At 57.7% G+C, this 21,285-nt stretch carries 18 protein-coding genes; 5 read left to right on the forward strand and 13 right to left on the reverse strand.

Going from position 1 to position 21,285, the window contains the following annotated elements; genetic code table 11:
- The 6 genes from pglX to FGU65_RS04455 all read right to left on the reverse strand — a co-directional run bounded on the left by pglX (window position 1) and on the right by FGU65_RS04455 (window position 10,521).
- Window positions 1–4,215 carry a BREX-1 system adenine-specific DNA-methyltransferase PglX gene (gene pglX / locus FGU65_RS04430; protein WP_367652354.1) on the reverse strand — a complete coding sequence of 1,405 codons (4,215 nt, stop codon included), beginning with the start codon at window positions 4,213–4,215 and terminating at the stop codon, window positions 1–3.
- Complete coding sequence (brxC, locus tag FGU65_RS04435) at window positions 4,103–7,762, reverse strand: BREX system P-loop protein BrxC (protein WP_301663205.1); 3,660 nt, start codon at window positions 7,760–7,762, stop codon at window positions 4,103–4,105. Before brxC ends, pglX begins: the two co-directional genes overlap by 113 nt.
- On the reverse strand, window positions 7,759–8,328 hold the full coding sequence (locus tag FGU65_RS04440; RefSeq protein ID WP_301663206.1) for a hypothetical protein: 570 nt from the start codon (window positions 8,326–8,328) through the stop codon (window positions 7,759–7,761). Before FGU65_RS04440 ends, brxC begins: the two co-directional genes overlap by 4 nt.
- The gene (locus FGU65_RS04445; RefSeq protein ID WP_301663207.1) at window positions 8,325–9,143 is read right to left on the reverse strand and encodes a BrxA family protein; all 819 of its coding nucleotides are present in this window, start codon (window positions 9,141–9,143) and stop codon (window positions 8,325–8,327) included. Before FGU65_RS04445 ends, FGU65_RS04440 begins: the two co-directional genes overlap by 4 nt.
- Window positions 9,144–9,301: 158 nt before the next feature.
- Window positions 9,302–9,592 (reverse strand): HIT family protein, encoded by a 291-nt coding sequence (locus tag FGU65_RS04450; protein ID WP_301663208.1) that lies wholly within the window; start codon window positions 9,590–9,592, stop codon window positions 9,302–9,304.
- Window positions 9,593–10,017: 425 nt separating this feature from the next.
- Window positions 10,018–10,521: a hypothetical protein gene (locus FGU65_RS04455; protein ID WP_301663209.1), complete on the reverse strand. Its 504-nt coding sequence runs from the start codon at window positions 10,519–10,521 to the stop codon at window positions 10,018–10,020.
- Window positions 10,522–10,788: 267 nt separating this feature from the next.
- On the opposite strand from FGU65_RS04455, the gene FGU65_RS04460 reads away from it, so the two are divergent.
- Window positions 10,789–11,034: a hypothetical protein gene (locus tag FGU65_RS04460; RefSeq protein ID WP_301663210.1), complete on the forward strand. Its 246-nt coding sequence runs from the start codon at window positions 10,789–10,791 to the stop codon at window positions 11,032–11,034.
- A 406-nt stretch (window positions 11,035–11,440) separates the two neighbouring features.
- Here the strand turns inward: FGU65_RS04460 and FGU65_RS04465 are convergent, their stop codons facing one another.
- Window positions 11,441–12,820: an ATP-binding protein gene (locus FGU65_RS04465; RefSeq protein WP_301663211.1), complete on the reverse strand. Its 1,380-nt coding sequence runs from the start codon at window positions 12,818–12,820 to the stop codon at window positions 11,441–11,443.
- 423 nt (window positions 12,821–13,243) lie between these two features.
- Here FGU65_RS04465 and FGU65_RS04470 point away from each other — a divergent pair, with 423 nt between their 5' ends.
- Complete coding sequence (locus FGU65_RS04470) at window positions 13,244–13,633, forward strand: type II toxin-antitoxin system death-on-curing family toxin (protein ID WP_301663212.1); 390 nt, start codon at window positions 13,244–13,246, stop codon at window positions 13,631–13,633.
- Window position 13,634: 1 nt separating this feature from the next.
- On the opposite strand, the gene FGU65_RS04475 is transcribed toward FGU65_RS04470, so the two are convergent.
- The 6 genes from FGU65_RS04475 to FGU65_RS04500 form a co-directional block, all read right to left on the reverse strand.
- On the reverse strand, window positions 13,635–13,835 hold the full coding sequence (locus tag FGU65_RS04475) for a hypothetical protein (protein ID WP_301663213.1): 201 nt from the start codon (window positions 13,833–13,835) through the stop codon (window positions 13,635–13,637).
- Window positions 13,836–13,880: 45 nt separating this feature from the next.
- Window positions 13,881–14,993 (reverse strand): SDH family Clp fold serine proteinase, encoded by a 1,113-nt coding sequence (locus FGU65_RS04480; protein ID WP_301663214.1) that lies wholly within the window; start codon window positions 14,991–14,993, stop codon window positions 13,881–13,883.
- 527 nt (window positions 14,994–15,520) lie between these two features.
- On the reverse strand, window positions 15,521–15,655 hold the full coding sequence (locus FGU65_RS04485; RefSeq protein WP_301663215.1) for a hypothetical protein: 135 nt from the start codon (window positions 15,653–15,655) through the stop codon (window positions 15,521–15,523).
- Window positions 15,656–16,053: 398 nt separating this feature from the next.
- Window positions 16,054–16,407, reverse strand: a complete 354-nt coding sequence (locus FGU65_RS04490) for a Fic family protein (protein ID WP_301663216.1) — start codon at window positions 16,405–16,407, stop codon at window positions 16,054–16,056.
- A 334-nt stretch (window positions 16,408–16,741) separates the two neighbouring features.
- On the reverse strand, window positions 16,742–17,587 hold the full coding sequence (locus FGU65_RS04495) for a mechanosensitive ion channel family protein (RefSeq protein WP_301663217.1): 846 nt from the start codon (window positions 17,585–17,587) through the stop codon (window positions 16,742–16,744).
- Complete coding sequence (locus tag FGU65_RS04500) at window positions 17,584–18,288, reverse strand: DUF432 domain-containing protein (protein ID WP_301663218.1); 705 nt, start codon at window positions 18,286–18,288, stop codon at window positions 17,584–17,586. Before FGU65_RS04500 ends, FGU65_RS04495 begins: the two co-directional genes overlap by 4 nt.
- Before the next feature lie 662 nt (window positions 18,289–18,950).
- Here FGU65_RS04500 and FGU65_RS04505 point away from each other — a divergent pair.
- The 3 genes from FGU65_RS04505 (at window position 18,951) to hisE (ending at window position 21,279) form a co-directional block, all read left to right on the forward strand.
- A complete protein-coding gene (locus FGU65_RS04505) occupies window positions 18,951–20,447 on the forward strand; it encodes a sensor histidine kinase (RefSeq protein WP_301663219.1) in 1,497 nt (498 codons plus the stop codon).
- Between the two features lie 102 nt (window positions 20,448–20,549).
- Window positions 20,550–20,996, forward strand: coding sequence for a NusA-like transcription termination signal-binding factor (locus tag FGU65_RS04510; protein WP_301663220.1), 447 nt, complete (start codon window positions 20,550–20,552; stop codon window positions 20,994–20,996).
- Complete coding sequence (gene hisE, locus FGU65_RS04515; protein ID WP_301663221.1) at window positions 20,983–21,279, forward strand: phosphoribosyl-ATP diphosphatase; 297 nt, start codon at window positions 20,983–20,985, stop codon at window positions 21,277–21,279. Before FGU65_RS04510 ends, hisE begins: the two co-directional genes overlap by 14 nt.
- Window positions 21,280–21,285: the final 6 nt, after the last annotated feature.

Here is a 21,285-nt window from a genome sequence, read left to right on the forward strand (position 1 = left end):
TCACCACCACCCGCACTTCGGCAGCTTCCCTTCCCGGCACCACCGGCGCTCGTCCCCCCGCCACTCGGCCCGGTCGGAGATCGCCTTCTCGAGATCCTTCTTGGCGATCACGTCGGCAGCGAGCAGCCCGGCCTTCTGAAGCGGTACGACATTGACCCGGACCCCGTCGTTGATGTCCGGGATGTAACTCCGCTCCTGCCGGAGGAACGCATCCTGATCGGCAGGTGCGGGCCTTTTGCCGTCGATCGAGCACCAGGCATCGAGCGGCTCTTTCTTCGCGATCTTGTCGAGCGCCTTGCTCAAAAACCCGCTCTCCGCAACCTCAGTGAGGGCGTCGCCGAAGACCTTCAGTTCGGCAACCAGATCGCCGAGCTCCCGGTAGCGCTTCTCCTGTGTCTCCGTCCGCGAGCCGGTGGGGATCCCCTCGATCCCCCGCATCTCGGTCTCGTACTTCTGCCGCAGGGGCCCAACGTACTGGTTCTTGATCTTGTAGAGGCTGTCCCCGTCGAGCTTGTGATAGTAGACCATGCAGGCGAACGCGGGCTGCTGCTTCTTCGTGAACCTGCCGCTCTGCACCTGCCAGGCGATGGGACGCTTCTTGAACTGCTTCGTGTGGTGCTTGAAGAACTCGGTGTGCAGCCAGTCTTCGAGACTCTTGCCCATCACCTCCTCAAACTCCCGCTCGATGGCGGCCGGCGAGCCGCCGGGGAACTCCTCGGCGATCCGCTCCCGCACCCGCTCAAGGAGCGTCGCCTCGCCGGAACCGGAGGTGAGCGGGATGATCCCGTCGGCATCCGCCCAGTCAGGTATCGGCTCGCCTGCCTCGATCTGTTTCGGCCAGCGGTGGCCGAGCATCCGCAGGATCATCACCGTGAAGCGGTCGGCAGTGATCCGCTGCTCTTCGGGGATGCACCGCCAGCCCTCCTGCTCGATGCCCTCTTTCAGGAGCCAGTAGACGGAGATGGGGTGGATCTGCAGTTTCTGGGAGAGCTCTTCGAGGAAGGTCTCGGGGGGGATGGGGATGTAGGCCCCGGCGACGGTTTCTTCCTCGCCGTCATCAGAAGTGTTGTCATCCTCGACCCCGATCTTCGCCCCTGGCCCGCCCTCGTAGAGGGTACGGAGGTTCGCTCTCATGGTGGCGATATCGTCGGGAGAAAGGTTTCGGCGCTCATGTTCAGCGAGGTGGTCGGGGATTTCCTGTGGGATTTCTGGGAGGTCATTGGAGAGGGGTGGGATGGTATCATAGGTGGTGATGAGGGGATGCCAACCGGCGGGAGTGCCGGTTTCGGAAACCACTGCCTCAACAAACGAAGGAGTAACTCCGTATGCAAGGATCGATAAATATTCTATATTACCCTCAAGCAGATGTATCAGCGATGAAACTCGTAGTTCCTTTATATAGGAATCATTAAAATGAGTCTGAAAATCCTTTTTGTAATCAAAATTCCTCTCAATGAGGTCTCTTGATAGTTGGAATTTTTTATATTCAAATGTAATTTTCCCTAGTTTTATTAAAAATCCACTCTTTTCGAAAGATTCTAAATTAGGGAATGTTAATAGTTGTAAATACCCTGTGGTAAATTCCATGCCAGGTGAAGTTAAACGAAGTAAAAATGTGGGTAATCTTGAATTTAAGATTGAAAGTACGGCCCATTTATAATTCTCAGTTGTAAGGATTCCCGGTCCTTTCACACCAACTAAAGTTCCATCGGGAACATATCTTACAGATAAATTCCGATTTGCCACGTAAGAATATGTTAGATGCTCTTTGAAGTAGTACTGCTCATTTGGGGTAATCGAATTATCCACTGATTTTATTCTCTTTCCATCATGGCTCCAGTCGACTTCATAATAATCAAATCCCCACCATTTCGAATATCCACCTCCCTTACAATAAGGAACCCATCGACTACTTGAACCACTTTCCCAAGTATACCTTAAAAACCGAGAAGTATTTCCACAGTCGAGCCCTCGAAAAGGAAGTCCATATCTAGGTAGTTTTTTTTCAGTTCCTAGAAGTGTGAGGACTTCATCAGATACCCAATAAGGTATAGGCGATTCATATATCTTCAGAAAATCAAGTTGAACCTTTTTGAAAAAATTGCCATCGTTACTTTCAATAGAGATTACTAGTTGTTTAGACTTTTCAGATGCAGATTGAACATCTACTAAGCGATATGCACAGAATCGATTATTTTTACTTGGAAGTGCATTTTGTGAAATAAATAACGTGACACTTACAACTTCTCCCCCAATTTCTTCAAAGGCTCGCGGTCCTAGATGAACAAGATTCATAAAAGTTGTTTTTTGCAGTAACTGATTTCTCAATTCAATAAAACTTCTTAAGAACATCCACGTTTGAGGAGTGATCATTGCGATTAGGCCATTTTTTTGGGTAAGACTGAAACCTTGAAGGAGAAACGCAGAATATAAATCCCTCTTTCCAGAGGGATAGTATTTTTGAATGAAATTCTTAAAAGCGGGATTCATATTTTTAGACCCCATATACGGCGGATTCGCCGCCACCACATCATACCGCTTCGACAGCAGCTCGAACAGCCGCACCCCTTTCCCGGCATTCTGCGAGAAGAAGGCATTCACGAGATCGGCCGCCTCGGCCTCTGCAGTGAAGTGGCCGGCAAGCCGCTCGATGACGCCGTCCTTCCACGCCTCCCAGTCCTCGTCGGTCATTGAGCCAGTGAAGCTGGTCTGACCGGTGAGCCCGCTTGTTGAAAGGGTCGTCTGGCCGCCGAGACGCTCCCGGAGGTGGCGGAGCTCCCGTTCCACCGGCTCCTCGATCTGGAGCAGGGAGCCAAGTTCGTCAGCGTGGGCGAGGCCTTCAAAAATCGTCTCGAGCGCCGGCTGGAGAGGTCTATCCTCGGGGTGTTTCTGGAGGAAGGCCGTGAGATGATCCTTCCCCTTCGGCAGGCGGATGTTGGTCGCGATAATATTCTTCGGCGTGCCGGAAAAGTCGAAGACCCGCTCGGCCGCCTTCATCCAGAGGGCTGCCCGGGCGATCTGCACCGCACGCTCGTCGATATCGATCCCGTAGAGGTTGCGGGCGAGGATCTTCTTGCAGATCGTCTCCGGGTCGGTGTACTTGCCCTCCGCCTCGTACATCCGGTAGAAGAGGTCGAAGGCCTCGATGAGGAAGTGGCCGGAACCGCAGGCCGGGTCGAGGAAGGTGATGTTCTCCACGTTCTTCCTCCGCACCGGCGCCCGGTCGGCATCTTTCACGTAGTACTCCCAAGTATCCGCGAGATCCGAGTCGGGGTACATCCCCATCCAGGTGGCGCCGAGCGAGTTCTGGACGAGGAACTTGACCATGTAGGGCTCGGTATAGAGCTGGGTTGCCGGGATGATGTCTGCACCCTGGATCTTCGCCTTCTTCGTCCGGACTTTCTCGAAGACCCGGTCTTTCTCCTCGGTGTTCCAGTACTGGTAAGCCCAGCCGAGGGCATCCGGCGCGGCAAAGACCTCATTCGCCGCCTGGCCGTTGCCGTTCACCGACTCGGTCCCGGAGAGGAAACCGATGCATTTTTTGAGAGCCGCGACCGACGGACGGAGCGCCACGCCGGGAGCCTTCGGGTCGAAGAGCAGGGGAAGATACTTCGCGTGCCGGACGAACGCCTCCTCGAACATCGCAAAAAGCCCGCCGTCCGCACCGCTGCAGCGCTCGGGGTGCCGCTGCACGAGCCGGTTGTGAGCCTGGGATCGCCCACCGTAGACCTCCTTGGTGAGCACGACCTGCGGATCGATGAGATCCCTGGCCTCCATACACCGGAGCACCAGCAGCCGGTTCGCCCAGGAATAGGCCGTCTCCCGGACAAACTCCTCGATGGCCGCCCTCCGGTCGATCCCTACCTCTTCCCGGAGGGTGAGGTAGGCATCGATCACCTCGCGGGCGTGTCGGTCCTCTTCCGATTGATACGCCACCGCATCGGGCGGAAGAGGGTCGCGATCCCACCAGACACCAAGCGAGTTCATCCTGGCTTCGAGGTCGCCCCCGTGCCAGGTGCCGTGCTCGTCGTACCGGCCCTCAAGCAGATGTCTCAGCGCGAGGACGAGCGGTTTTAAGATCTTCTTCTGCTCTGCTTCCATGTCACTCGAACTCCACGTCAAACCCGCGCTCGATGATCCCGCGTACCTTACTATCCAGGGCATCCCGCAGGCAAACCCACTCATCAATAGTGGACACGGTTCTGCGCCCCACATTCTCCCTGAGCGAGATCTTCTCCTTCGGACGCTCCTTTATGCCCTCTTTCGTCAGTCTTTCCCTCTCGCGGCGAGCAACTTCCGTATCGATCTTCTTCCGAAGATCCTCGACTGCACCATTCGCCCTGGAGGGGAGGTTGGCGACCTGTGCCGGCATGGATGCGTTATCAATCTCGGACAACAGCCGCATGAGGGAAGCTCCCCAGCTCTCTGCAAACTCGGCGTCGAGGTTCCTCTCCAAAAGCAGATCCGGAAGCGAGGTGTAGGCATCATCAAGGATGTCCCGTGCCGACTGCTTCCAGCCTGCAATGAGTTCTTTGAGCTCCAGCTCCGCCCGTTGTCGGAGAGAGAGCACCCGGTTCCAGGTCTCAGCATCGGCAAACGATGTACTCATAGCAGCATCCTTCCACGCTGCAATGAATTCGCGGATGCCGCTTCCGCTATCCGTCAGGTGTGCGATCCCGTCGAGCTGATTCTTCAGCGCAAACGTTTCGGTGAATGCACGACCCTGTTTCTCCACGAACGCTGCATGGGCGTGGATGGCTTCATGTCCTTCCTCTAGAACCTCCTGGTTCTGCTCCAGTTCCCGAACCCGATGCACCGGGTTCGTCATCCTGGCAAGTGTCGTCCACGCCGTCTTCCCGTCAGAAAAAGCGCTTGAGACGGGCATGCCCGAACCTTGAGCCCAGAGTTCCACCGTTCGTACCTGGGCGAGGAGTGATTCCGCAAGGGTTCCCGCCGCTTCACCGATAGCTGCGGGCGTCTCGTCGATCCTGCGGGTCTTCATGAGGTGGATCAGGAACGTCCGCACCCCTTCGAGCGTCTCGAGCGGGATCGTCGTCTCTTCAAGTTCGAGCTCCACCCTCCTAAACTGCGACGAGACGCGGAGAGCATCCACCAGTTCGCGGTCGTCCGGATTGGTGTAGGTCTTCTTGTTGATGACCACCTTTACGCTGCCCGCCCGAACCAGAGCCGCAACCCCGACCCGAAGGGCGTTTTGATCCCAGCCGAAGGGGGGCTCTTCAAAGTGTTCAAGGAGCTCTTTTCCGAGAACACGCCGGCCTGCATTCTGTTCGGTAGCCAGGTACATCCGAATCGCATCGAGCACGGGGCTCTGTGCATTGGCGACGCCCGAGGAGTCATACAGCGCAAGTGCCTTCGCTTCGCTTGAACTCGTCGCTTTCCCGGCAAGCACATCCCGGATCGCCTTTTGATCGTCGTGAATCCTTACCGGCACGCGGTCAAAGTTGGTGTAGATCCGGGGATAGAAATCAGCCATCACCGAGAGCAGGGCATCCCCTGCACTCTGACCGGGGGGAATATCCAGTGTCCGCGACGAGCCCCTGAAGATGATCGTCCCCGACCGGATCCCCGTCTTCAGACCGTCAATCACCTTCTTATGGAGTTTCGGCAGATCGACGGTGTCTCGTTCCTGGGCAAGCTTCCTGGCATCCTCGGACTTGTGGGGGTCTCCCTTCCATCGGTCGATCACCTCTTTCATCGCGACATACCGGGTCAGATCCTGCTCGAACCCGGGCACCCGACCGGAGAGGAAGAAAATGGTGTTCTGCTCGTCGGTGTGCACGCTATCGGACTGCAGGTCCTGTACCGTCACTCCACCCACACGCTCAAATGGTGTAATCAGTTTCAGGGTGACTGCTCCGGCAGTGCCGCCGACCTTTTTGTGGTCGATCTCCAGCGTGAACGAGAACTCATGCCCCTTGAAGCTGACTGCATTCGAACCAAGCCACTTACGCCATTGTGAGTCGCGAATGAAGGATTTCCCAAACACTTCTTCCCGTCCGGAGTATCCCATCTGCGTTTCAACCGTGCTCACCTCGTCCTCGAACGTCCGGCGCTCACCAGTGAGGAACTCAAACTCCTCCCCGATCTTGGCAACCAATCCCGCCTTCCGGAGCTTTTCAAGTTCAGGGCGGACCGCCGTGATCGCGCTCGCCAGATCCTCATCCACATCCCGGATCGTCAGCCTGGCGATATTATCGATGGTTCGCGGGATATACGGCAGTTCCCTGATAAGGAACAATGCCTCGGCAACAGCACTGGTAAGCTCGGTCGAGTCCGGAACGACCCTGCTGATACGGGCGATATCGGTACGGACATCCGGGCTCACTTCGCCTTCACCGGCGAGATTGTGGTAAATCTCATCAAATCTCACCAGGACACCGGTGTCTTTCTCCAGATAGCGGACTCTTCCCGCACGGAGAATGTCCTGGGTAATGGCGAGGAGTGTCCGGGTCGATCCGCTCATCTGTTCACCCCGGCCACCCTTCGATCGGAGCGATTTCACAATATCAGGTATCAGGTGCACCTGATAGGGGAGAAACGGGTAGTAGGTCACGAAGGCGTCTTCGGAACAATCCGGCAGCACCTGTGCGGTATTGGCAAGCTCGCCGATCCCTTTCAGGCTCCCGCTTCCACACCTCTCATAGAGTGCTGTAAGTGCCTGTCTTCCGCCGGTATTTTTCCGGAGGAGTCGGTTTTCCAATACCTGTTCAATATTTTCCGTCGTGAGAGCCGGTTTAAACCGAAACCGTCCCTCGATCTTCTTCATGTCACCCTCAAGAGCACGAGCTTCCTTGTACACCGCACCCATATCCCCATGGGTGGTCACCAGAACCCAGATCTTGCCCTGTCCTTTGATCGATGCCTCTTCCACAAACGCCTGTAATCGTGCGAGACGACCGGCATTATTCTCTATCCACTGCCCGGTCTCGTCCATCACCCACATGAACCGCTGTGGTTTCTTTCTCTCCCTTTCATCCCGCTTGAGATCCTCGAGAATGGTATCGATCAGATAGGTTACGTTGATGATACTGCCGGAATCCGCTTCTTTGAGAGCCTGTTCGACATCATGTGGCGTAGGGAAGATGTCCGGCACGATCTCACTGGCCGCAGCGAAGAGGTGTTTTCGGAAATATGTCGGATTTTCACGGACATCATCCCATTTTTTGTTAGCACGTCGTTCGACCGCCTTGTGGAGATCCTCAAGCATTCCCTGACGATCAAGTTCGGCCTCGATCACGCGGGCATAGGTGAGATTACTACAGTAACCACGGGAGAGATAATATTGGGAGAGGAGAAGTTCCGGAAGCTCACGGGTCTTGCTGGCCGTGAGAGTATTCAGATTGAACGCAAGCACCTGGGTATCTGATTGATCCATGCGCTTGAGACTTCTCTGTATGGAGGCACTTCGAATAGAATCAGGGGGGAGACGCGAAACGAACCGTTCACACGCCGAGACATTCTCGATCACCCGGTTTTCGGCGAGCAGTGCCAGGATCTTGGCGAAGTGGGACTTTCCGGATCCAAAATAACCGGAGATCCACATGCCGATCTCGGTCGTCGCCGTCAGGAACGTATCGGTGTAATGTTCAAGAAAATCGTCGAGATACCGCTCGATCATGGGAGTGACAACATAGCTGCCAATCTCAACGGCAAGCTTATGCTCATTGGCCCGTTCTGCCACTTTGATGACCGGCTCAATCTTTTCTTCAACACGCGTTTCAAAAACGTCTGCAATTTTCATAAAAGGTCTCCCCTATACATAAATTCGTCAACTTTCTCAAGGAATTGATAGTGCCGAGGACCGGTTAACCGACCCGGAATGAAGACGATGACCGGACAATTGAGTGCTGACTGAGCATCATTCCACAGGCTCTGCATAATATCCCAGGGACCGGAAACCGGATAGAGAGCAGAAAGCCGCTCAAGGCTCAATACAGGTCTGCCACTCCCCTCCAGGTCCATCTGCGTCCGAACCGCTTCGGCTATTGCACTGTTCCAGAGCCGCGTCAGATCCTCTTTTGCACTCTGTCCCCACTCCGGGTCATTCAGAGCCTCGACAATGTTCTCCACGCCAAATTCAGTAAGAACATCCTGCGTGATTGTAAGAAGATCGACAATCCGCACATCGATATCAGGTCTGAGCGCGTTTGTCTGGGTGTGCCATTCCCGGAAAACCGCTTTTTCAGCGGCAATCGGATAGACGATTGCCAGAAAAGGCACTCCTGACTTTCTCCCGATGAACTCGTACCGTGTCCGAATGCGGGAGACCGCTTCTCCTACTTTCCATTTCCAGTCATCTGTTTTCATTCCGGACTCTCCCACTCTGCAGGCGTCTGAAGAACGACAGTCTCGCCGACACGTTCAAAATGGATCCTTCGATTCAACCCGAGCTGCTGAAGGTAATGGGCAATTTCATCGTCGGTGCACAAGAAAAGGCGCCAGATCGGGTCTTTCAGCACAGTATTCCCCCGCACACCTTCAGCCGTAAGAATATGCAGAATATGTTCAACAACAAAGAGCGGCAAAACCGGCTTGGTAAGCCTCTTCTTCTGCTTTCCCGACAACACCCCAAAATCCCTCAAGGATGAGAGAATGATGGTCGAGAGTCGTTCCCGTGTTGCATCGGTCCACGTGGCAATCTGGGGTTCAGACTCTGCCGATTCATCAAGCATTTTCAGAATGTCGTCAGGTGAAACATCAAGCTGATGAGAGTTCCATTTGCTCCAGAGTCGTTGCGTGATGAAATCAAACGTCAGGTGATCACGAAGAGCATAGTGTACGTACAGCAGGGAGGTAAACTCCGCACTATGAGGGGCGACGCGGTATGCCCCAATAAGATCGTTGATAACCCAGTCGGGCAACTGGAAGTACCGGACGCTAAGCATATTCCAAAATCGTTTCCGGCTGAGAAGCGCTTTTTGCGAGAACAGAGTGCCATTGGTGGCCTGTTCACGAATATTTTCAAGCGGCTCGCCCGCACTCAGCAGAGCAAATACCTTTTCGGACTCTCTGAGCAGCGCCCCGATGAGATTCCGTGCACAATATGGAGCGGTATCGCGATATTGAAGAGAGTTATTCTGCTGATTGAATGAAGACGGGCTCGAATCCATCGATTTTATCATCCTAATGTTGGGATTGCATCTCTTTGAATAAGTCATTTTTCAATTGCCTGCTAAAAAGCAGGGGGAGTTAAAGAAGAACACTTATCCCGGCAGACCAACATCAGCAATACTGTCTCCTCTTCTCACGAAAAATGTGACCCATCTATAGTACATATCCCTCATAACCCTGAATTCAAACTGCCCCTCAATACCCCCGCCTCTCCGGAATCACCCCCCGCACCCCACCCATCGGCTCCTCCATACCCCCGGGCATACCACAGGATCACGTGCAGGTGCATCACCGTCTGCCCGGCGGCCTCGCCGACGTTCGCGCCGATAGTATACCCATCGGGACGGAACCACTCGTCAAGGAACCGTCTCGCCTCCCGCACAAGGTCCAGCAGTGCGGCCTGCTCCGCGTCCGTCGCGTCGAAGAACCCGGCGACGTGCCGGAACGAGACGATCAGCATGCAATGGGATCACGACCGGTACCGATCGCAGCCTGCGTTCCCGTCCGGAAGGTGCCGGGCCGCCGGTCGTCCTCACGGGTCGCCGCTCGTATCACCGGCTGGAGGCCCGGGCATGCTTGCGGCTGCCGTTTTGGTTAAGCAATCCTTAAATATCAGGAATTCCGGCCCAATCCTTCGAGAAAACGACCCTCACAGAAGCCCACAGACGGCCGATCTCGGGCAGAGCCATACCAGACATCCTTCAAAAATTACCCTCGCTCATATCGCCGCTATGGCCTCGCGATCCTGCCGTTTTCCGGCAATCGGAGCGAAATGCAACGTTTAATTCCAGAACCGAAATTTGACCTCAGAACCCTTCGCTAAAATCGAAAAATAAGCCCAATTTACCCTTCGTTCAGAACGAAAAGAGAGGGAGTATCCCTCCCTCACCCCAGCGCCGGCACGCTGTCCGCCCAGGTCTCCACCGTGGTCCGGATAGCGTCGTCCTGGTAGCTCGTGATCCGGACTGCATCACGGCTGAACGTGACGTAGTAGATCTCGCCGGACGGGTCGTGGCACTTGAGCTGGCACGAGTAGGTGTCGCCGGCTGCGTCGCGGACGGCATCCCCACCCATCGCTGCCTCGAGGGCGGCGTTGCCCATCAGCTCCGTCGCGACGGCACCGAACGCGGCGACGCTCGGCGCCCGTGCGGAGATCCGGCCGACGGTCTTCGCAGCGCCGTCCTCGTAGATCACCTTCGCGGTGTAGGACTCGCGGTTGCGGGAGACGCCGTCATACGTGACGCCGCCCTCGACGTAGTCCACGCACCCGAAGGGGTTGTCGTTCAGCACCGACGCGACGAGCGCGTCGAACGTAGCGATGTCGGCGATCGGGACGGTGAGTTCCCGGACCGCCGTCTTGGTGTTGTTGGTCTCGACAAAGTCTGCCATTGGTTTCTCTCCTGCCTGCCGAGTCCCGGGATGACAGACAATACTACAATATTACCCACGAAGATATTAATCTGCCTTGACCGGGTGGGGAGGGGCGGCGATCCCGATGCTGGAGAAGGGAATTATGCAGTCTTCAAGAGCCTATCACGTCGCCGGAAGGCTTCCGGTGAAGGGAGCGGCAGCCGGGATCGTGTCCTGCACGATAATTACCTCAAGTAATACTTATCCCCCGCCGGCGCCTACCCTCTCTCACGGAGGAATGCGAGGATGCCGGAGGAGAAGACGACCCGGGAGATGGTCTACGAGATCAGCAGGGACGTGAAGTGGATCTGCAGGACGCTTGGGGAGATGCAGGAGCAGGCCGGCGACCACGAAGACCGCCTGCGGAGCCTCGAGGGCTGGCGGGAGCGGAAGACCGGGGAAGAGCAGCGAGCGTGCCGGATCGGCGCCGGTGCCGGCGGGCTCGTCGGCGGCGTCGTGGCGGTGCTGGTCCGGGTGATCGGCGGGTGGTAGGAGACTCACATCGACCGCCACCCTCGCCTGCACCGGGTCGAGGCGGGATCACCGCACCCCCTCCTCCCGATTCCACTCCCGAAACACTCCGCCCGGCGCTCATCACTCATATTCGATCAGATCTTCTTATTCATTCATCTCTCATTCATCTCTCATTCATCTCTCATTCATCTCTCATCCATCTCTCATCCATCTCTCATCCATCTCTCATCCATCTCTCATCTATCTCTCATCCATCTCTCATCCATCTCTCATCCATCTCTCATTCATCTCTCATCCATCTCTCATCCATCTCTCATTCATCTCTCATTCATCTCTCATTTTCCCACGCCAGGGGGGCATCTGCCCGGTTTCCGACCCGGATCAGCCCCCTACTTTGCCGGAACGCTCTGGAAATATCCACACATCATGATGGCCTCTCCCGCAGAACATATCGTGTCTCCCTCCTCGATGGGCTCACCTGCTCCAGGATACCACGGTCAACCAGGGCCTTGAGATCCCTGAAAGCCGTCGCTGCCGAGACGCCGGTGAGCGACTGATAGGCACCGCTCGTGATGCTCCCCTCGGCCTTGATTCGTTCCACCGCACGGATCTGCCGTTCGTTCAGTTCCATCTTCCGAAGAGAACTCTCGTTCAGCGTATCCATCCGCATCGTCAGGGTGAACCCGAGCGGATTGCTGGCGAAGACGGGAGCCGGCATACCGGCATCGCGGAAAGCCGTGATGATCCGCTCGATACCCGATCCGTAGCGCTCGATGAGTCCGGCGCGGTAGAAGATATCGGCAACCTTCGGATTGCGGTGGTAGGAGTAGTGCTCTTTCAGGATCATCTCGACGGTGACACCTTCGGGAAGATGGCCGGGATTGTGGAAGCGGATATGGTCATCGAAGATCCGAACCTGCGTCTGGACCGTGTTGTTGAAGTAGTCGCGGTGGATGAGCGCATTGAGAAGCGCCTCCCGGATCGCCGGAAGCGGGTAGTCCCAGATCTCCCTCCTCCGGAACGACTCCTGCATCGCCTCCTCCGAGATGTCGTACCTGACGCCGAGATACTGCTTGATGACCCGCTCGCCCTCCTCAAACTGGTGAAAGAGATTGCCTCCGATCTCGTGGTCGCCGACGATGATATCGGCCCGCTTGAACCGCCCGATTCTGAGGATGCAGTTCTGGAAGTACCGCTGCGGATCTCTGCCGAAGAGGACGATAGCACCGTTGCTGATCCCTCCGTCCCCGGCAAGCCCGAGGCGGCGGAGGACGGCCTCGACCGGTTCGGCCGGATCGACGGCAGCGAGGCGACCTGCCGCCTTTGCACCGGCAAGGAAACGCCGCACCGTCTCCTCATCGATCTCGTCGAGCGGGTACGGCCCGGCGACGCTGTCCCACTCAATGCTTTGCTGGAAGAACCCGCGAAGCTCGTCCGGGAGCATCTCGCGTGTCGTGTCGCCGATGCGGGTGTAGTACCGCCCGTCACAGGCGACCGGGACGCGGCTCCGTTCGACGGCGACGGTAACGACGGACTTCCCCTCGATATCGCGGATCTCAATGACCGGATGAATGCCGAGCCGGGTGGTTATGCTGTCTGCGAGTTTCTTGACGGCATTGTTTCTGAGATCGACGCCGACGACGGCATGATCGCGGTCGCGGACCCCGATGACGGCTATCCCGCCGGCTGTGTTGGCAAAAGCGGACAGGAGCCGATACAGGTTCGTGCTCACCTCTTCCTTGAAATCGATCCGCCGTCCTTCAAAGCGGGTGAGCAGGGAAGGGAGGTCATCCACGCGCTTCACTTCCGGCACCGTACCCGAGCACGGAGATCATATGCTTCTCTCATAGGTATGACGCCCCGCTCCTTCACCTGTCGGTCGGCAGCCTGTTACAGACCGGCAGTGCGTTCATGGTGATGCGCACGATCCGGCCGGGCGCATTGTTTCCGATATCGCTCCTTTGCGGCATGGCGGAATATCTCTCCGGTTGTGCGGTTTTCTGCACGTTTGATGGGTAAGGGGGGAACGGCAGACCAATGATAGTTCTATCCTTCTGCTGAAGGTTCCTTTGTTTGCGGGACGGGATTATGGTTTCGATGGTGGTAAGTACCGTCCGGCAGTGTGCATCGCTTCGCTTCCGGGAGCTCGCTGCGTAACAACCTTTTTTCTCGAGCGTCATCAATACTTCATTGTTCCGACGGCCGGCTGCCGGGGCAGGAGAGCGCAATGGAAGAATTCACCGTAGAGGAGGTGATCGGCTACCAGATTGAGATCATCCTGGCAAGCGATCGTGAAGAAGACCGGGGGCTCGAAGGACAGCTCCTCAATCCCGGGAACCTCGACTTTACCGTGACATTCAGCAGCAACTTCCCGGACCCGTTCGAGAGAGCCGCTTTCGTGCTGCACGGCCTTGCGACGGGGCATGCCTTCGTCCAGGGGAACAAACGGGTCGCATTTCTGCTCGCCGCTCTCATCCTGCTCCGAACACCGGAGCGGTACGCCATCACGAGCTCCGACGAGGAGAACAACCGCTTCGTGCGGGACGTTGCCGAAGGCAAAAAGACCCGGGAAGACATCAGAGTCTGGCTCTGCTCTGCTGCAAAAAAAAGTCGATGATCTATTCGGCCAGAAGCTCGAAAGTCTTCTTGTGCCGCTGCAGAAGCGCCCTGAAGTCTTCGTCCTTCGAGGGCTGCGCCTCCGGCGCCTGCAGCGGATGTGCAACCGTAAACGTCCCGATAGGGCCGGACGTACCGGAACTCTGCACCGAAGCAATTGAGTTTCCGGAGGAGTGATAGCGGTACGGGCCAACGGGTTTCACAAGTCCCTTCTCGTTATCCGAACCTGTTATCCGTGAATACATCTCTCACACCTCCGCTATACGGTCAATTGTTTTCCAGCCAGGAGTCATTGGCGCTACGTTGATATTAATGTTCAGGTCAGGCATGCGGACGGCGCTGATCACTCTCACCGACCGGTATTCGCTTCGCAGGCGTGGGCTCTCAACCGTTGCCTGGAGAAGTTCGTAGTGTATGGACGGGAGCGTTGCAAGCTGGATCTGCTGGAGATGCTGCTGGAAGATCTGGGGCAGGAACTGCGGCGGAGTATTCGCCGGGAGTTGCAGTTGCCGGACCTGCCCTATGGCCTGAGACAGATGGGGGTCGTTCATTACAATATCAAAGGGGTTGAATGGCTCTCTGCATTTCATCTCCCGTTCCAGGTCCTCCCATACCTGCCACATGAGTCTTTCAAGGCCGGAGGGTGCATCCGTGACGTTCAGGCCAATCTCTTTTGCTTCCGTTCTCCCAACCGGATAGCCGTGATGGTAAAATGATTTGTTGAGTGCCTCGGATATTGCCTTGACTGTATTGTGGTCGGCCATGTGGAGACCGAGCAGCTTCGCGCCGAGCGAGAGGGCAAGGTTCGAGCTCCGCTTGGCGGCTCCGATCGGGATTGTACCGACCTCTTTTGCAACCAACTCGAAAGCCCGCTCTTTCTGCTCCTGATCGGAGATGCCCACGTCCGTGCCGACGAAGTCCAGATAATGTGCCAGGTCTTCTGCCGCAAAGTCGAGGTTTGCCTGCTTTCCTTCGACATTCTTAACGATGTGCAGTTGCGGATCAACCGGCCCGAGATTGGAGAACGGGTGCATGACAATTTCATTCGCGCCGAGGGCGAGCAGCGTCGCTGCGCTGTATGCTTCATAGGGTATCAGAACGCCGACTTCGTCAAACCGTTCGCGGAGCAGGCTGATGATCCGCCACGAAACGATGGGGTCGCCGCCCCGGCTGACGATAAGGAGGTCGATCTTCTTCTTGTCCTCCGGGATAGTGAGGATCTGCCGGCAAAATTCCGGTATTACATCAGAGGCGATAACTCCTTCGGCGTTCGGCCGTGAGCTGGTTACGTAGGTGATGAGCGGCCGCCCACGCTCTTTCTCGATCTGCCTGTAGAACTCGACCCTCTCGGCGTAGGTCATGAGAGAACCTTGGATTAAACGGTATATTAAGGTGATGGGTTTCGACGAAGGCCCGGCGCTCCCGCCGGCACCGCCGCCGCCCCCTGCAGGGGATCGACCGGGATCATCGCACCCCCTTTCCCCGGTTCCACTCCCGCACCAGCCGGGCATAACACCCCTCGCAGATATTCGCCTGCTTCTTGCGTGAGCGATACACGGCTTTCCCGGCATCGCAGATCGTGCACCGGCCGAGTTCTCCTTCACCCACGCAAACCATCCGGTGATCGAGCAGCCCGGACAGGTGTTGCAACACCGTTGTACATAGTGTTGCAAAGGGGTGTGCAAACATGAGTGCAAACACTTTTCGCGAGCGAACTCTCTGATAAACCAGGGAATTTCAGATCCGCGAATGAATCGCCATTTTCGATTTTTTCGTTTGCAACAGATCCGGAAACGCACGGTTCGCCCGATCGTGCACGCGATCGGGATGCACATCCGGTGCAATTCCGCCGCCGGCCTCCGGGACGTCCGCAGCGCACCGGGGTCTTTCAACTCCCGCCCGTCCGATCGCCCAGGTATCGGACATCGCGGAGATGCGTCGCGGAGAGAATGAGATCCCGGTTGGCGACGATGTGCCGGTAGTCCCCGGTGTAGAGCATAAACGACTGATTGAGGACTCGCACCGGCGTCTTCGGCAAATGTTTTTGTCGTGCTGCGTGGAGGGCCGGCACCCCCGGTTTCAGTCCACGGGCATATGCACGTTGTTTTCCGGGGTAGTACATGAGAATTGCCATCATGGTGCTCTGATTTCTTCGCCGGCTCATGTTCGATTACATGCCCATTACATATCGGAGAACAAGAAATGCAAGGAGAAATACTAAAATGAACCCCGGAGAATGTGCTCCCTACCAGGACGATCAAACCGTACCCGGGATGAAATTACATATCGTCGTGCCTCTCCCGGGTATCCACACGTTATCCACACCCAGCGGGGCATCCGCACCGTTCCGGGGCTGGAGCGTCGCCCGTTCTGCCGAAACTCCGTGATGCTATCCACACCAGTCATACGCAACCAACTCCGTCACGGCATGTCTCCCTCAGAACCGGATTTCGCCAGCGCAGCACGGCCTTTCTCGGTGAGGCGGTACTTCTGGTGCCGGCTGCTCGGCTTTTCGGGGACGGTGTACTCGATCACTCGGTCGGCCAGGAGCTGGCGGACGACCTTGCTCTGCTGACCCGAGATCTCTTTCTGTCCGAGCCCCCGGGAGAGTTCCGCTTTGGACTTCGGCTCGCTCTCGAGGAGCAGGATTACCCTCGCTTCCAGTGACTCTGGCTGCGACTCTGGCCGTGACTCTGGCCGTGACTCTGGCTGCAGCCCCTGACCGGGAGTCGGGACCCGGCGGACGATCGTCTGGAAAGCCGTCGCTGACGCCAAACTCCGGCTCCGGCAGCCCGATCTTGGTGCAGCGGCGGATCATGTCCCGCGTCCCCGTGCCCATCCGCTCGATCTAGCCGGCCAGGTGCACCGGCGCCGCGAGAAGCGGGTTGCCCGGCACCGACCCGTAGGCCTGCCGCAGCTTCTCGAGCGTCAGGACGGCGCCGCCCGGAGAAGCGCAGGGCTCTGGCGGCCGCAGGGTCGATCCGGCAGTGGCCGGCCGTGGGGACAGCCCCTCCGGTCCGGTCTTGAGCGATGCCGCAGCAGATCTCCATCCTGGCGATCCGCATGAATGCCCCGGAAGCCTTAGCCGGCCGGGCGCGGACGAAAAAAATTATTCCGGGGGTTTTCCCGGCGCTTCATTCAGGCCGTTCGGGAACCAGAGCGTCCTCTGCGGGAACGGGATCTCGATGCCGTTCTCTTCGAGCGCCACTTTGATCTGCCAGAGCAGCTCGGTCCGGACGCCCCACCACTCCCGGGCGGGCGCCCAGATGTAGACGGTCAGGTTGACGCTGTTGTCGCCGAGCGAGTCCACGAAGACCGACGGAGCCGGCTCTTTCAGGGCGAAGGGGTGCTGCCAGATCGTCTCCTTGACGATCCGGATCGCCGTGTCGGCATCGTCGCTGTAGCGGATGCCGACCGTATACTCGAACCGCCGCGCCACGTTCTGCACGTAATTGGTGATGTTCGAAGTGAAGACCTTCTCGTTCGGGATGCGGACGTACACCCCGTCGTAGGTCCGGACGACGGTCGAGAGGACCCGGACGTCCTCGATGTTCCCGGAGATACCCTCGACGCCGATATTGTCGCCGATCTTGATCGGCCGCTCGACCATCAGAAAGAGGCCCGAGACGAGGTTTGATACCACGCTCTGGCTTGCAAACGCGATCACCAGACTGGCGATCCCCCCGGCGACCAGAAGACCGGAGAGGTCGAGGTTCAGGTTCGGCAGCGCGACCATGAGGGCCACGAGGATGGTTGCGTAGTAGACGATCTTTGCGAGCAGTTCAAGGTCGTTTTTTGGCACCTTCTCCGCAAGAGCTTTCCTGACGTTCAGCGCCAGGAACTTCGCGACCGCCACCCCGACCGCAAGAATGACGATGACGACCAGGAGGTTTCCGACGGTGAAGTCCCAGGGGCCGACGGGCGTCTCCAGGACCGCCGTCACGTTCAGGCTCATGCCAGCCCCCACGCCATCAGGTATCCCTTCTTGATGACCGGTATCTCCCGGGCGGTATAGAGCTCGACCGACTTCTTCATCCCGGGCGTGAGCGGCGCGTCGATAAAGTCCGTCTCCGCGAGATTCTTGTTCAGGATCCGCATCTCGGCGGTCATCCCGACGAAGTCGTTGTAGTAGATCTTCATATCGTAGCTCTCAAAGACCGCCCGGGAGACCTCCACCCATTCGCGGTGCATGTTCCGGAGCCGCAGTTCCAGAACCCCTTCTCTCAGGGGTTCGACCTCGGGCATCGCAGCAGAGACCCGGCTCCGGTGCCACCGGGCGATGACGCCGCCGTTCGGCGGGCCGTACAGGGTATACTTCTGGTGATTCAGGCCGAAGATGTCGAGCACCTCCATGTCGCGCCTGGCCTCGAGAAAGATCCCGATCTCGACGGGAAAGGTCAGGTAGACCCGGGTCGTCGACAGCGGTTCGATGACTATCGGGTCGAACTCGATCTGCAGAAAGTTCGTCACCTCTTTGGGCAGGTTCAGCGGCTCCACCGGGTTCACCACGACGCCCCCCGTCTCGGACGCCAGGATCCGCTCGTACTGCTGCCCGCCGCAGTCCCGCCGGTAGACCAGCAGCCCGTCCTGCTGGTCTATTCCGACATCGATGCCGTCATAGGTAAAATGAAAGGAATAGTCGTACCGACCGAACATCACTAGAAGTAGTGCAGATGCTTGATTATTAATGTTCCCACGACATGAAACCGCAGATTTCCGCAGATTTTACGGAAATGAGCCAGGCATCCGGGTTTTTATCCGGGTGCCGCCGCTGCACCGCCCGGGTGCTGCACGGCGGTCTGCCGGCAAACCCCGGAGAAAAAACCGCCCCGCCCCGAGATACGCACAGCGCCGCCGACGGATCGCAGGTCCGCAGCGGCCGGCCGCCCGGCTCGCGTTTTTTCCGGCGCAGCGCTGCGCCGATTGAACCGTGCAGAATCTCCCGAAGCAGAAGATTTTCGTAAAAAAATACATTCCTCCCGGAATGTGCAGGGCGAATATTTGTAAAAGTATAAATATGGCATTCGATTCCTGATATATTTCACGGCGAATAAATAGATACTGTTTTAACCGTCGCTCTACGACATTTGATTGCGAAGCGACAGGGTTTCACGCCCGACGACAGACCGGATACGCCTGGAAATTCGAGCCGGACGATCGTTTGCAGACAGAGCAGCGTCCCGTCGGTCGGTGCCCGGCACTTTCGACCGATACACTAATGAGCACATCGCCGATTGTACCCCCACGGATCGATCGTCGGCAGGGAGGCACCCTCCCGGTGACGGACACCCCCTGCTCTCTCTGTGAGGAGGATAATTATGCAAAGTGAGGAGAGCGTGAAGGCAAACCAGCGGAGAATCAGGGAGATAATGACGGACAGCAAGATAGACGTGGGGATGATCGACCAGTTTCCGCAGCCGGCGCTCGCGCTCGATTATGACGGTGCCGTTCTGGCCTGGAACCGGAAGCTTGAGGAGATCACCGGCGTGCGGGCGCAGGAGGTCGTCGGCAAGGGCGGGTACGAGCACGCCCTGGCTCTCTTCGGCGAGCGGCGGCCGACACTGATCAACACCGTCCTCGGGCAGGACGCTCCCGCCGGCGAATACTACCGGAACCTTACCCGGACAGGAGAGAGCATCTTTGCCGAGTCCTGCACGCCCCTGGCAAACGGGAGGGTGATGGCGTGCACTGCGGCGCCGCTCTACGGCAGCACCGGAAAACGTATCGGTGCAATCGAGACCTTCTGGGACATCACCGAAAAACGGGCCGCCGAGAACGAACTCCGGCGTTCGGAAGAGATGATCCGGACGATGATCGATTCGCTCCCCGACATCTTCTTCACCATCACCTACGACGGCACCTTCCTGCAGTTCTCCTGGAAAGAGGCGCCGAAAGCAGGGATCAACCCGGGCGACCTGATCGGCAAAACTCCGCACGCCCTCCTCCCGCCGCCGGAAGCGGAGTTTCTCATCGCCGCAGCGCAGCAGGTCATCGATACCGGCCAGATCGTCTCACAGAAGCGTACGTTCCGGTGGCACGGAAAAGACTGCGCCTTCCAGATGATGCTGCACCCGCAGCACGACGCCTCGGGGCGGATCGTCGCGGCAACCGGCGTCGCCCGCGACGTGACCGACCACCTCCAGTACGAACGGACCGTGCAGGAGACATGCCAGGCATCGGACCTCTACCTGGACCTGCTCGGCAACGACATCTACAACACCAGCATGGTCGCGGCCACGGTCATCGAGATGCTCCGCGAGAGGCTCACGGGCGAGGAGCAGGAACTCGCGCACCGGGTGAAGGCCACGATCGAGCAGAACATCAACATCATCAAGAACGTCGAACTGCTCAACACGCTCAGCCAGCACCGGCCGTCGCTCGGGCCGGTCGACCTCGACCGCATCATCCGCGACCAGGTCCGGCGGCACCCCGGGATCGCCGTCCGCTACGTCGGCGAGGGCGCCTGTATGATCTGGGCAAACCAGCTCGTCGAGCATATCATCGCCAACCTGATCAGCAACAGCATCAAGTACGGCGGCATGAACGTGGAGATCGAGATCGCGATCCAGGAGACCGAGGAGATCGTGACCCTCAGCGTCGCAGACAACGGCATCGGGATCCCGGACCACCTCAAACCGAACATCTTCGACCGGTTCACCCGGAACGGCGGGAAGAAACCCGGCAACCGCGGTCTCGGGCTCCATATCGTCAAGACGCTGATGGGCCAGTACGGCGGCAGGGTCTGGGCGGCGGACCGCGTCCCCGGCAGTTCGGGAGAGGGCGCCGCAATCAAGATGATCTTCCAGCGGTGCTAAAAAAAAGCGGTGCATCACCCAGAAAAAACCCTTGTACTCCACCTATATAATATCCCAGCGACTATACTCATACACACCATGCCCATATTGGGGATTTATTCAATGAATCGAACCATATGCTTTAAAGAAAGACGATATATCGAAGAGCTTCGTATTCTCACCAGGGCAACCGCCGTCGACTGCATCATCGATGAACGCTTCGACCGGATCATTTACGTCGTTCGCGAAGGGGACATGGGTCTTGCAATAGGGAAGAAAGGGGCAAATATCCAAAAAATGCAGAAGGTACTCGGCCGGCGGGTCGAGATGGTCGAGTTTGCCCGTGACCCGGACGCATTCGTGAAAAATATGTTTAAGCCGGCGGAGGTTCTGGCGCTTGTGCCCGCGGGCGAGAACCGGATCGACGTGACCGTCCGCAAAGGCGATCTCGGCATCGCCATCGGCAAAGGCGGATCCATGATAGAGAAGGCCCGCCTTCTGATCCTGCGGTTCCTGGGGAGCGAGCTTGGCAACGTGCAGATGCAGGAGGACGAGCATGCAGGAGCGTGAGGTCCTCGGCGAACTCTGGGACGTCATCGGTGAGCGGGCAGAGAACCCGTCCGCGGAGTCGTACGTCAGCAGGATCCTGACGCACCGCAAGGGCGTCGACAAAGCGCTCGAGAAGGTCGGCGAGGAAGCGGTGGAGTTTATCATCGCGGCAAAGAACGGGGATGACGCCCGGACGGTCTCGGAAGGCGCCGATCTGCTCTTTCATTTTCTTCTGGCGCTCAAGGCGGCGAATATCGATCTCGCGGACGTCCTCGCCGAACTGGAAGAACGCCGCCGGGGATAATCCCCG

Source organism: Methanoculleus frigidifontis (assembly GCF_030464345.1).
GTDB classification, from domain to species: Archaea; Halobacteriota; Methanomicrobia; order Methanomicrobiales; family Methanoculleaceae; genus Methanoculleus_A; species Methanoculleus_A frigidifontis.

Excerpts from the sequence above, each read along its gene's own strand:
- FGU65_RS04505 (WP_301663219.1), top strand. The coding sequence starts at position 18,951 with ATGCAAAGTGAGGAGAGCGTGAAGGCAAACCAGCGGAGAATCAGGGAG.
- FGU65_RS04445 (WP_301663207.1), bottom strand. The coding sequence starts at position 9,143 with ATGATAAAATCGATGGATTCGAGCCCGTCTTCATTCAATCAGCAGAAT.
- FGU65_RS04440 (WP_301663206.1), bottom strand. The coding sequence starts at position 8,328 with ATGAAAACAGATGACTGGAAATGGAAAGTAGGAGAAGCGGTCTCCCGC.
- FGU65_RS04480 (WP_301663214.1), bottom strand. The coding sequence starts at position 14,993 with ATGACCTACGCCGAGAGGGTCGAGTTCTACAGGCAGATCGAGAAAGAG.
- FGU65_RS04460 (WP_301663210.1), top strand. The coding sequence starts at position 10,789 with ATGCCGGAGGAGAAGACGACCCGGGAGATGGTCTACGAGATCAGCAGG.
- FGU65_RS04495 (WP_301663217.1), bottom strand. The coding sequence starts at position 17,587 with ATGAGCCTGAACGTGACGGCGGTCCTGGAGACGCCCGTCGGCCCCTGG.
- FGU65_RS04450 (WP_301663208.1), bottom strand. The coding sequence starts at position 9,592 with ATGCTGATCGTCTCGTTCCGGCACGTCGCCGGGTTCTTCGACGCGACG.
- pglX (WP_367652354.1), bottom strand. The coding sequence starts at position 4,215 with ATGTGGGGCGCAGAACCGTGTCCACTATTGATGAGTGGGTTTGCCTGC.
- FGU65_RS04510 (WP_301663220.1), top strand. The coding sequence starts at position 20,550 with ATGAATCGAACCATATGCTTTAAAGAAAGACGATATATCGAAGAGCTT.
- FGU65_RS04455 (WP_301663209.1), bottom strand. The coding sequence starts at position 10,521 with ATGGCAGACTTTGTCGAGACCAACAACACCAAGACGGCGGTCCGGGAA.
- FGU65_RS04500 (WP_301663218.1), bottom strand. The coding sequence starts at position 18,288 with ATGTTCGGTCGGTACGACTATTCCTTTCATTTTACCTATGACGGCATC.
- hisE (WP_301663221.1), top strand. The coding sequence starts at position 20,983 with ATGCAGGAGCGTGAGGTCCTCGGCGAACTCTGGGACGTCATCGGTGAG.
- brxC (WP_301663205.1), bottom strand. The coding sequence starts at position 7,762 with ATGAAAATTGCAGACGTTTTTGAAACGCGTGTTGAAGAAAAGATTGAG.
- FGU65_RS04470 (WP_301663212.1), top strand. The coding sequence starts at position 13,244 with ATGGAAGAATTCACCGTAGAGGAGGTGATCGGCTACCAGATTGAGATC.